The sequence below is a fragment of the Sphingomonas soli NBRC 100801 genome (assembly GCF_001591025.1).
Taxonomy (GTDB): domain Bacteria; phylum Pseudomonadota; class Alphaproteobacteria; order Sphingomonadales; family Sphingomonadaceae; genus Sphingomonas; species Sphingomonas soli.
Map to the genome: position 1 here is coordinate 108,416 of NZ_BCTZ01000003.1, position 10,710 is coordinate 119,125.

Genomic DNA, 10,710 nt, shown 5'->3' on the forward strand with positions numbered 1-10,710 from the left:
ACGCCGGGACGGAAGGGCCGGTCAATCCGCCCAGGCGGCGTCGTCGATGTGCAGTTCGGCGGCGGGGCGGGCACCCCAATCGTCGATCTTTGCGCGGCCGACGAGCCATAGCTTGCGGTGGCGGGGGGCGGAGAGGAGGGCCTGACCCAGTTCGGTATCGGCCTGGCGGAACGCGACCACCTTCAGGCTGCGGCCATCCTCGCCAGCGACGATCGCTCGGACGTGGCCGCCGCTTCCGACAATATCGGCCTTGATCACCGAGACCGGCCCGGCGACGACACGAGGGCCGGGCCAGCCCATGCCATAGGGGCCGCCTTCGTCCATCGCATTGACCAGTTCGGGGCAGACGCCGCCCGGGGCAAGCACGGCATCGACGAGCAGCGCGCGTTCGCCCATTGCCTGAGTCACGCGCTCGGACAGGCGCTCTTCGAGGAAATCGGCAAAGGCTTCGAGATTATCTTCGGCGATGGTGACGCCGCATGCCATCGCATGGCCGCCGCCCGCGTGGAGCAGGCCCGCGTCACGGGCGGCCATCACCGCCGCGCCCAGATCGACGCCGGGGATAGAGCGGCCCGATCCCTTGCCGATTCCGTTTTCATCGAGCGCGATGATGATCGCCGGGCGATTGAGCTTTTCCTTGATCCGGCCCGCGACGATGCCGATGACACCGGCATGCCAGCCGCGCGCGGCGATCACAGCTACGGCGCGGTTCCCCTTGGTGAGACTCAGTTCCTCAGCCTCGCGCTGGACCTCGCTTTCGATCGCGCGGCGCTCTTCGTTGAGGAGGTTGAGCTCCTCGGCGATGATGCGTGCCTCTTCCGGATCGCGCGTGGTTAGCAGGCGCACGCCGAGATCGGAGCGGCCGACGCGACCGCCGGCGTTGATGCGTGGCCCCAGCGCGAAGCCCAGATCGGTGCAAGTGGGTGCGCGGGTCAGGCGCGATGCCTGGATCAGCGCGTTGAGCCCGATGTTGCGGCGCCGGCCCATCACCTTGAGCCCCTGCGCCACGAAGGCGCGGTTGAGCCCCTTGAGCGAAGCGACGTCGGCGACGGTGCCCAAGGCGACGATATCGAGCAGATCGAGCAGCTTTGGCTCGGATCGATCCTTGAAATAGCCGCGCCCGCGCAGCGTGCGCACCAGCGCCGCGCCGAGCAGCCATGCCATGCCGACCGCCGCCAGATGGCCGTGCGCCGCGCCCTCTGTCTCGTCGAGCCGGTTCGGGTTCACCAGCGAATGCGCGACGGGCAACTCGGGCGAGCATTTGTGATGATCGACGACAATCACTTCGGCTTGCGCCGCGCGGGCCATTTCCAGCGCCTCGAACGCCTGTGCGCCGCAATCCACCGTCACGATCAGGCTCGCGCCTTCCTGCTTGAGACGGACCAGAGCCTCGCCCGAGGGGCCGTAACCCTCCATCAGGCGATCGGGGATATAGGGCCGTGCCTCCAGCCCGAGATCGCGCAGGAGCAGGATCAGCAGCGCGGCGGAGGTGGCCCCGTCCACATCGTAATCGCCGAAGATCGCGACCTGTTCGCGCGCCATCACGGCATCGGCGAGGCGATCGGCGGCGCGATCCATATCGTTGAAGATCGAGGGATCGGGCATGAAGCCGCGGATGCTGGGATTGCGGTGCCGCTCAATATCCTCGCGCTCGACGCCGCGGGTGAGCAGCAATTGCGTCACCAGATCATCCGGCACCAGCCCCCCACGCGAATCACTGGCAAGCCCGCGCCAGCGCCATGGCTGGCCGAGGATCGAGCGATGAATGTTGAGCACCGATGACATTGGAACAGGCAATGAACGCAGCGCGCGTTCGTGTCGAGCCTCAGCGCTGCGTGCCGTCACTCGTATAGGTGGGGATATGGCCGCGAACCCAGGCATTCTCTCGGAACCATTTGGTGATGACGTACTTCTGCCCCTCGATCACGCGCATGCCTTCGTGGATCGTATCGTAGTTCGGGCTGCCGTCGGGCAGCATGTTGTTCCAGATCACCATCATCCGCTTCTTCGGCTTGAAGCGGACCCCGGCGCGCGGGAACCAGGTCGCGCCGCCTTCCTCGACATCGTTGAGGTAGATCATCGCGGTCCAGGTGCGCTGGCCGCCATATTCGAGCATCTTTTGCCAGTAAGGCGCGCTCTCATGGAAATAATCGCAGTGCGCCCGGAATTGCTGGCCGGGAGCGTAGCGCTGGCCCTGCATCGTCTCGGCATTTTCCGGCGGGATGCCGAGCAAATTGGCGATGCGATCGTCGATCGGCCAGACGGTATCAGACCAGCGATCAAGATCGGTCGAGCTGCTGGTGCGGAACTCGGGATCGTCATGCGTGGCGAGCAGGGTCGACGGGCGGGCGGCGGCGTCGATCAGGTCGATCAGCGTCGCGCATTCCTCGTCCGTCAGGAAATCGGGATAGGTGTACATCTGCGCCGCTTCGGTCTTGGCGCGCGCGATATGGGGATCGGCTTCGAGCCGGGCGGAAACCTCACGGCCGATACGGGCCCGGGCGGGCGACGGGGAGCCCTGGATCTTTGCGGCAATCTTCACGCGCGCCAGATCGCCTTTGATGGGTGCCGGGTCAAGTGGGCGACCCCGCCCACGCGCGTTCGCGGAACCATTTCGTGACGATATACTTGCTGCCGGCCTGCACAGGCAGCGCTTCGTGGAGCGTCGCGGGATTGGGTGCGCCGTCCGCCAGCATGTTGTTCCACGCGAGAAGGAGGCCGGGCGCTGCGGTGAAGCGTATCCCGGCGGCGGGGAAAGCTGTCTCGCCGCCCTGGGCGACGGCGTTCAGGTAGATCATTACCGTCCAGGTACGCTGGCCACCCTCCGCATCCACTTCCGGCCAGTAACGCTGATCGTCCCGGAAGAAATCGCAGTGCATCCGGTAATGCTGCCCGGACAAATAGCGCTGGCCGTGCAGCGGTTCGCCATAGCCACCGTCGATGCCGAGCAGATCCGCGATCCGCGCGTTCAATTGCCGAACCAGGCCCTCACCGGGATCGAGATGGCAGGTTTCGCTGGTCCGGACGCCGGTTGCGTCGCCGTCGGCCAGCACTTCCGAAGGTCTTGCGCCGGCGTCGATCATGGCGATCAGGGCGTCGCACTCGCTGCGTTCGATGAAGTCGAATGCGTAATAAAGCGCAGTGGTTTCGATGGGGCAGGGGTGTACATGCGGGCTGGCGGCGAGCCGGGTGGCGACGCGATGGCCGATCGCGGCGCGATTGGGATCAGGTTCGAGAGCGCTGCCCATGGGCCGAGGATGAAGCTGTGATCGCCAAATGCCAAGAGGCCCGGACGTTGCCGTCCGGACCTCAGGATTTCTGGTGAGATTGCGGGCTCTCTTACCAGAAGATGTCGTAAACCACGTCGACCACTTCGCCGGTGTAGATATCGACCAGGAGCGCATCGTTATAATAGCGCACCCAGCGATACGGCCCGTAGGCTTCCGGCAGGCGATATGACCACGGATCGTTGATCCAGTATTGCGAGGCGAACAGGATCGAGCTGAGCGTATAGCCGATCGAGAAGCGGCTATAGCCATAGCCCCAGCCCGACGGCGCATAGTAACGCGGCAGGCGGTAATGGCTGCGATTGGTGTTGCGATAGCCGCGCCAGTCGTAGCGATTATTGTTGCGCCAGCCATTGTTCCAGCGACCGCCACGATTGTCGTTGCGATTCCAGCCGCCGCGATTGTCGTTGCGGTTGGAGTTCCAGCCGCCACGGTTGTCGTTGCGGTTCCAGCCGCCGCGATCCTGCTGGGGGCGCTGGCCGTTCCATTGGCCGCGATCCTGTTGCGGGCGCTGGCCACCATTCCACTGGCCGCGATCCTGCTGCGGGCGCTGGCCGCCATTCCACTGGCCACGATTGCCGCGCCATTCACCCGGCTGGGTCTGGGCGGGACGTGCAGGCTGCGCCTGAACCTGAGCCGGCTGCTGCTGACGCCAATTGCCGCGCTGGCCGCCATTGTTGCCATCGTTGTTCCACGTACGCGCCGGACGCGTCTGCTGGGGCTGCGGTTGCGACTGTGCCTGGGGGCGGGCCTGTGGCTGCGACCAATTCTGCCGGGGCTGCGCCTGCGGGCGCTGGCCGCCTTCGCTCCGCCAGCCGCCGCGGCTTTCGCTGCGCTGGCCACCGCCGCTGTCGGCACCCTGGCTCTGATCGCCACCACGATTGCCCCAGCGACCGCGATCCTGCGCGAGCGCAGCCGGCGGGACCAGAGCAGTTGCGGCGATGATCGCCGCTAGCAAGGTCTTCTTCATTCTCTCATCCTCCGCTCGGCCGGCACGGTGCCTTTCCGAGATGAACGCATATCTACGCAGCGGTCACTGTCGCCATTCTGAATTCCGCTGTCAGCAGATTGAAAGGAATCTTAACGTCGCCGGGGCAGCGCTTATGCTGGCGTTTGAGGGGGTTGCGCGGCTTCTATCGCGTCCAACGCTTCATCGCCGCGTGCGATCCGCGCCGCCTGCTCGATCGCGCCGACTAGCCGCGGATAGATGCCGCAGCGGCAGATATTGGGGATCGCCTCCTTGATATCGCCTTCCGACGGGTTGCGATTCGTGCGCAGCAGAACAGACGCCGCCATGACGATGCCGGGAATGCAGAAACCGCATTGCGGCACATTTGCAGCGATCAGCGCCTGCTGGACCGGATGCCCTCGATCCCGGGATAATCCCTCGATCGTCGTGACGAAGGTCCCCTCCAGTGCGCCGATCGTTTCCTGGCAGGCGAGCCGCGCCGTGCCGTCCACATCGACGGTGCACGCGCCGCAATCGCCGGTGCCGCAGCCATATTTGGTACCGGTGAGATTGGAGGCGTCGCGCAGCGCCCACAGGAGGGGGGTGCGCGGGTCCATCCTGTATTCGACCGGCTGATTGTTGACGGTGAAGCGAGTCATTGCGCGCGGTGTAGCGGGAAACGACGCGTTTCCGAAAGCGGCATTGTTTGCTCCATGCCCGGTGCCGATGTTGAGGGTCGACAGCTTGGCTTCACACTTTTTCCGCGAATCGTAAAAGTAAATCGCCTGACGGAGCAAGGTTCGTTCGCAGGCACTTATCTGGATCTCGACGGTTCAAAGAGCGGCAGGTGAGACTAGCAGGCCACAGGTTTTGTAGGACAGATAAATGACGCTTCCCTCGCTCTTCATCCCCCATGGCGGTGGCCCGTGCTTCTTCATGGATCCCAATGGCGGCCCGCCTGATCCGATGTGGCAGCCGATGGAGCGCTACCTGGCGAGCCGGATCGCGACGCTGCCCGAGCGCCCCAAGGCGATCCTGCTGATCTCCGGCCATTGGGAAGAGGATCAGGTGACCGTCCATGCAGGCGACGGCCAGCCGCTGCTGTTCGATTATTATGGCTTTCCCGAGCACACCTATCATCTGCGATGGGACGCACCGGGCGCGCCCGATGTGGCGATGCGCGCTAAGGCGCTGATCGAGGGCGCGGGCTTTCCGGTCGGCGTGGAGCGCGAGCGCGGATGGGACCATGGCGTGTTCATCCCGCTGAAGGTGATGGTGCCGGGCGCGGACATTCCGCTGGTGCAGTTGTCACTGCGCAAGGATCTGGATCCGGCGGACCATATTGCGATCGGTCGCGCGCTAGCGCCGCTGCGCGACGAGGGGGTGCTGATCGTGGGAAGCGGCATGAGCTTCCACAATCTGCGCGTGCGTGGACCGCAGGCGGTGGCGCCTTCCGAGGAATGGGACGCGGCGCTGGTGGACGCGGTGACGGATGCGGACCCGGCGCGGCGAGCCGATCGCGTTGCCGCGTGGGACAGCCTGCCGCACGCGCACTTCGCGCATCCGCGTGAGGAGCATTTGTTGCCGTTGATGGTTGCGTTGGGCGCTGGCGGTGATGATGCGGCGGTGTGTGATTACCGGGATCAGGTGATGGGTTGGGCGGTGAGCGGGTTTAGGTTTGGGTGAAAGCTCCCTCTCCCGGCGGGAGAGGGAATGGGGCCCGCCGCGTAGCGGTGGGAAGGGTGAGGGCGATGGCTCTTGCTGGATCACCCTCACCCTTCCGCCGACTTTGTCGGCTCCCTCCCTCTCCCGAAGGGGAGAGGGAATTTAGGGGCGGTCTTTCGCCACATCGGGTGTCCCCCCTATCCTTCCCACGCCTTTGGCGTGGTCCCCTTCCTTCTCCCACGAGGGAAGAAGGAGTAAGGTCTTACTCCCGCCAGCCCTTGTCCACGCGGTCCACCAGCCGCACCATTGCGGCGAAGTCGGCGGCGCCGGGGCCGCCGGGGACCTGGGCCATGTGGAGATCGCGCTGGTGGACGGCGACGACTTCGTCGGGGACGACCAGAGGCTCGCCCATCGAGAGCGTGGCGAGCTGGATCTCGCAGGCGCGCTGAAGTGCCCAGTGCTTGACGAAGGTTTCGGGGACCGTCTTGCCCATCACGAGGATGCCGTGGTTCTTGAGGAGCATGATCCGCTTGTCGCCGAGGTTTGACAGCAGGCGTTCGCCTTCCTCGTCGCGGACCGTGACGCCCTCAAAATCGTGATAGGCGATCTGGCCGGGGAAGTTGCAGGCATAGAAATTGACCGGGCGGAGACCGCCCTGGAGGCTCGCCACCGCCATGCCCGCAGTGGTGTGCGTATGCGCGATGCAGTGGGCGTCGGGCAAATGCCGGTGGAACAGCGAATGCTGGACGAAGCCGGCACGGTTGACGGGATAGGGGCTCTCATCGAGCTTGTTGCCCTCGATATCGATCTTGACGAGGTTCGATGCCTTAACCTCGCTGAAATGCAGGCCGAAGGGATTGATCAGGAACGCGCCGTCCTCGCCCGGCACCTTCAGCGTGATGTGGTTATAGATCATCTCCGACCAGCCCATGTGATCGAAGACGCGGTAGCAAGCTGCGAGCTGCTGGCGGGCTTCCCATTCGGCGTCGGTCATCTGGCTGGATTTGAGCGCGGTGGCCATGGCGGTCTCTCCTTATGTACTTTGGTTGCAATATGCCACGGGTTTGGGGGGCGGATCAATTCCTCCCCCAGCTCGCTGGGGGAGGTGGCACGCGAAGCGTGAAGGAGGGGCTTGGAGCGCATTGCCGGTGCAGCGCCAGGACAGCCCCTCCACCAGCTTCGCTGGTCCCCCTCCCCGAGCGAGCTCGGGGAGGAATTAGGAAAAGGCGTAGGGCACCACGCTCCTGCGATCCGGATCGATCGCGATGGCGGAGCCGGCGGGCGGGAAGGCGCGCTGATCGCAATCGGTGCGGGGGCAGATGCGGCAGGAGGCGCCGATCGGCATGGCGAGGCCGCCCGGGCGAAGATCGTCGGCATAGACGAAGTCTGCCGCGTGGCTCTCTTCGCAGCCAAGGGCGACGGCATAGCGGCGGGGCGGGCGGGCATAGCTGCCCGAGGGCTTCACGAGCCCCTTGGCCATCGAGACGTAGCGGGTGCCGTCGGGCATTTCTGCCAGTTGCACGAGAATGCGATCGGGGATCGCAACGGCTTCGTGGACGATCCACAACGGGCATGCGCCGCCCAGCGCCGCGAATTGCAGGCGTGTGGCTGAATGCCGCTTGGTGATATTGCCCGCCATATCGACGCGGCAGAAATAGAAGGGCAGCCCCGCCGCGCCGGGGCGCTGGAGCGTCGAGAGGCGGTGGCACGCCTGCTCGAAGCTGACCCCGAAGCGCTGGCGCAGGCGATCGATATCGTGGCGAAATTCGCGCGCTGCATCACGGAAGGCGGTGTAGGGCATGAGCAGCGCGCCCGCCGCGTAATTGGCGAGGCCGACACTGAGCAATTCGCGCGCAGCGGGCGAGGCGAGGCCCGCCTGCGCGACCACTGCGCGCATCTCGTTGGCGAATTCATAGCGGACGAGGCGGTAGGCGAGGAGGAAGGCGCGGCTTTCCGGCGGAAGAGCGGTGTTCAGCGACAGCGTGCGGCTGGCTTCGTCGAAGCTGCTGAGTTCGCTTCCATCGCCGTCCCGGCTGGAGATGCGGATCTGGTGCCAGGCGCGCAGGCGATCCTCGAGCCCGCGCACGCCCGGTTCGATGGCGTCGGCCAGCGTCTCCGCCGAACGATCGATCGCGTCGATATAGTTGCCCTCGGCCTGAAACCAGTCGCGCACTTCCTCCCAGGGGAGCGGAGCGGCGTCGCCGGAGCCGGTATCGAAGCGATCGTCGAGGACGCGGAGCTGCTCCTGGCTGCGGCGCCATGCGTCGTGGAGCGCGACCATGCGGCGGGCGAGCAGGGGCTGCTGCTCAATGCCGCGGCGGACTTCGGTTTCGGCGAGGCGGTCGGCGGGGACGCTGGAGTCTGTCGCGGCGTCGATTGCGCGGAGCAGGGCGGAGGTTTCTCCGACCTCGCCAAAGGCTTCGAGCGGAAATTCGCGGGCGAGGGCGATGAGCACGATATCGGTGATCGGGCGGTCGTTATTCTCGATCTGCGAGAGATAGGAGACCGAGATGCCGAGGCGCTGTGCCATCGCGGCCTGCGATATCGCGGCGCGGCGGCGGAGGTCCTTTAGGCGAAAACCTTCGAAGAGGCGGCGGCGGGGATTGGCCATGCGGCCATCATATCTGCAAACTCTGGGCACGCAACTTCGCAACATTGCATTTGCGCTTGCATGCGCGCCCTGTGCAGAAGGCGCCGCCTGCAGGAGAGCCTATGTCTTCGACGATTGCCGAACTCGAACGCCGCCGCGCCGGAGCACGTCTTGGCGGCGGGCAGAAGCGCATCGATGCGCAGCACGCCAAGGGCAAGCTGACCGCGCGCGAGCGATTGGACGTGCTGCTCGATCCGGGATCGTTCGAAGAGCTCGACATGTATGTCGAGCATAATTGCGTCGATTTCGGCATGCCCGAACAGACCGTGCCGGGCGACGGCGTGGTCACCGGCAGCGGCACGATCAACGGGCGACTGGTCTATGTGTTCAGCCAGGACTTCACCGTTTTCGGTGGCTCACTGAGCGAGCGGCATGCCGAGAAGATCTGCAAGGTGATGGACAACGCCATGAAGGTCGGCGCGCCGGTGATCGGGCTGAACGACAGCGGCGGCGCGCGGATCCAGGAAGGCGTGGCTTCGCTTGCCGGCTATGCCGAGGTATTCCAGCGCAACGTGCTTGCCAGCGGCGTGGTGCCGCAGATTTCGCTTATCATGGGGCCGTGCGCGGGCGGCGCCGTGTATAGCCCCGCAATGACCGACTTCATCTTCATGGTGAAGGATAGCTCATACATGTTCGTCACCGGCCCGGATGTAGTGAAGACCGTTACCAACGAGATCGTCACGCAGGAGGAGCTGGGTGGAGCGGTGACGCATACCACGAAGTCGGGGGTCGCTGATGTGGCGTTCGATAATGATATCGAGGCGCTGCTCGCGGCCCGCGACTTCGTGGACTTTCTTCCCGCATCGAACCGTGAGGATGTGCCCGAGCGGCCTTGCAGCGACCCGTGGGACCGTGTCGAGGACAGCCTCGACACGCTGATTCCGCCAAGCGCGAATCAACCCTATGACATGCACGAACTGATCCGGAAGACACTCGACGAGGGCGAATTCTTCGAGCTGCAACCGAGCCACGCGGGCAACATCCTGATCGGCTTTGGCCGGATCGAGGGCCGTACGGTGGGCGTGGTGGCGAACCAGCCGATGGTGCTGGCGGGGTGCCTCGACATCAATTCGAGCAAGAAGGCGGCGCGGTTCGTGCGCTTCTGCGATGCGTTCGAGATCCCGATCGTCACCTTCGTCGACGTGCCGGGCTTCCTGCCGGGTGTCGGCCAGGAGCATTCGGGCATCATCAAGCATGGCGCCAAGTTGCTGTTCGCCTATGCCGAAGCGACCGTGCCGAAGATCACCGTCATCACGCGCAAGGCCTATGGCGGCGCTTATGACGTGATGGCGTCCAAGCATTTGCGCGGCGATTTGAACTATGCCTGGCCGACCGCCGAGATCGCGGTGATGGGCGCGAAGGGCGCGGTGGAGATCATTTTCCGGGGCAAAACACCGGAGGAGATCGCTGAGCGGACTGCGGAGTACGAAGCGCGCTTCGCCAATCCGTTCGTGGCGGCGAGCAAGGGATTCATCGACGAGGTGATCATGCCGCATTCGACGCGGCGGCGGATCGCGCTGGGATTGCGCAAGCTGCGAAACAAGCAGTTGGAGAATCCGTGGAAGAAGCATGACAATATTCCGCTATGAGCCACGCCGTCATCCCAGCGAAAGCTGGGATCGCATGCGGCCGGGCGCTTGCTTGCGGATTGAGACCCCAGCTTTCGCTGGGGTAACGGAGGCAGGATGAAACTCGGCCGCCTCAATCATGTCGGCGTGGCGACGCCTTCGATCGAAGCCTCGATCGCGCTGTATCGCGATACGCTGGGCGCGGAGGTGATCCGGGAGCCGTTCGACCTGCCCGCGCAGGGCGTGAAGGTGTGCTTCGTCGATACGCCGAACAGCCAGATCGAGCTGATCGAGCCGCTGGGCGAGAATTCGCCGATCCATGGATTTCTCGCGAAAAACCCCGCCGGGGGGCAGCATCATCTTTGCTATGAGGTGCCCGATATCCATGAAGCCAAGGCGTGGTTTGAGACCAAGGGCGCCAAGGTGCTGGGCGAGCCGCGGATCGGCGCGCATGGCACGCTGATTTTCTTCGTCCATCCCAAGGACATGGGCGGCGTGCTTACCGAGATTATGGAGACGCCGCGTGATGGGCATTGATGCTGCTCGTCACCCCAGACTTGTTCCGGGGCCCACCGGGCGACACGCGCAGCC

The 10,710-nt window shown here is 64.9% G+C and carries 10 protein-coding genes; 3 read left to right on the plus strand and 7 right to left on the minus strand.

Annotated features, from left to right (window positions below):
- Positions 1-21: 21 nt before the first annotated feature.
- The 5 genes from recJ to SSO01S_RS02275 all read right to left on the minus strand — a co-directional run bounded on the left by recJ (position 22) and on the right by SSO01S_RS02275 (position 4,895).
- Entirely contained in the window at positions 22-1,785 is a 1,764-nt protein-coding gene (gene recJ, locus SSO01S_RS02255; protein ID WP_066794534.1) for a single-stranded-DNA-specific exonuclease RecJ, read from the minus strand.
- Between the two features lie 40 nt (positions 1,786-1,825).
- Positions 1,826-2,542 (minus strand): prolyl hydroxylase family protein, encoded by a 717-nt coding sequence (locus SSO01S_RS02260; RefSeq protein ID WP_066794537.1) that lies wholly within the window; start codon positions 2,540-2,542, stop codon positions 1,826-1,828.
- Between the two features lie 31 nt (positions 2,543-2,573).
- Positions 2,574-3,248: a prolyl hydroxylase family protein gene (locus SSO01S_RS02265; RefSeq protein ID WP_066794541.1), complete on the minus strand. Its 675-nt coding sequence runs from the start codon at positions 3,246-3,248 to the stop codon at positions 2,574-2,576.
- A 91-nt stretch (positions 3,249-3,339) separates the two neighbouring features.
- Positions 3,340-4,257, minus strand: a complete 918-nt coding sequence (locus SSO01S_RS02270) for an RcnB family protein (RefSeq protein WP_066794545.1) — start codon at positions 4,255-4,257, stop codon at positions 3,340-3,342.
- A gap of 131 nt (positions 4,258-4,388) precedes the next feature.
- The gene (locus SSO01S_RS02275) at positions 4,389-4,895 is read right to left on the minus strand and encodes a (2Fe-2S)-binding protein (RefSeq protein WP_066794548.1); all 507 of its coding nucleotides are present in this window, start codon (positions 4,893-4,895) and stop codon (positions 4,389-4,391) included.
- A 226-nt stretch (positions 4,896-5,121) separates the two neighbouring features.
- Here SSO01S_RS02275 and SSO01S_RS02280 point away from each other — a divergent pair, with 226 nt between their 5' ends.
- Positions 5,122-5,922 (plus strand): DODA-type extradiol aromatic ring-opening family dioxygenase, encoded by an 801-nt coding sequence (locus SSO01S_RS02280; protein WP_066794550.1) that lies wholly within the window; start codon positions 5,122-5,124, stop codon positions 5,920-5,922.
- A 241-nt stretch (positions 5,923-6,163) separates the two neighbouring features.
- On the opposite strand, the gene SSO01S_RS02285 is transcribed toward SSO01S_RS02280, so the two are convergent.
- Positions 6,164-6,922 (minus strand): class II aldolase/adducin family protein, encoded by a 759-nt coding sequence (locus SSO01S_RS02285; RefSeq protein WP_066794554.1) that lies wholly within the window; start codon positions 6,920-6,922, stop codon positions 6,164-6,166.
- Between the two features lie 195 nt (positions 6,923-7,117).
- Positions 7,118-8,512 (minus strand): helix-turn-helix domain-containing protein, encoded by a 1,395-nt coding sequence (locus SSO01S_RS02290; protein WP_066794557.1) that lies wholly within the window; start codon positions 8,510-8,512, stop codon positions 7,118-7,120.
- Positions 8,513-8,613: 101 nt separating this feature from the next.
- Here SSO01S_RS02290 and SSO01S_RS02295 point away from each other — a divergent pair, with 101 nt between their 5' ends.
- Entirely contained in the window at positions 8,614-10,140 is a 1,527-nt protein-coding gene (locus tag SSO01S_RS02295; RefSeq protein WP_066794560.1) for an acyl-CoA carboxylase subunit beta, read from the plus strand.
- 96 nt (positions 10,141-10,236) lie between these two features.
- Positions 10,237-10,656, plus strand: coding sequence for a methylmalonyl-CoA epimerase (gene mce / locus SSO01S_RS02300; protein ID WP_066794564.1), 420 nt, complete (start codon positions 10,237-10,239; stop codon positions 10,654-10,656).
- Positions 10,657-10,710 lie beyond the last annotated feature (54 nt).

Excerpts from the sequence above, each read along its gene's own strand:
- recJ (WP_066794534.1), bottom strand. The coding sequence starts at position 1,785 with ATGTCATCGGTGCTCAACATTCATCGCTCGATCCTCGGCCAGCCATGG.
- SSO01S_RS02265 (WP_066794541.1), bottom strand. The coding sequence starts at position 3,248 with ATGGGCAGCGCTCTCGAACCTGATCCCAATCGCGCCGCGATCGGCCAT.
- SSO01S_RS02270 (WP_066794545.1), bottom strand. The coding sequence starts at position 4,257 with ATGAAGAAGACCTTGCTAGCGGCGATCATCGCCGCAACTGCTCTGGTC.
- SSO01S_RS02275 (WP_066794548.1), bottom strand. The coding sequence starts at position 4,895 with ATGACTCGCTTCACCGTCAACAATCAGCCGGTCGAATACAGGATGGAC.
- SSO01S_RS02280 (WP_066794550.1), top strand. The coding sequence starts at position 5,122 with ATGACGCTTCCCTCGCTCTTCATCCCCCATGGCGGTGGCCCGTGCTTC.
- SSO01S_RS02285 (WP_066794554.1), bottom strand. The coding sequence starts at position 6,922 with ATGGCCACCGCGCTCAAATCCAGCCAGATGACCGACGCCGAATGGGAA.
- SSO01S_RS02290 (WP_066794557.1), bottom strand. The coding sequence starts at position 8,512 with ATGGCCAATCCCCGCCGCCGCCTCTTCGAAGGTTTTCGCCTAAAGGAC.
- SSO01S_RS02295 (WP_066794560.1), top strand. The coding sequence starts at position 8,614 with ATGTCTTCGACGATTGCCGAACTCGAACGCCGCCGCGCCGGAGCACGT.
- mce (WP_066794564.1), top strand. The coding sequence starts at position 10,237 with ATGAAACTCGGCCGCCTCAATCATGTCGGCGTGGCGACGCCTTCGATC.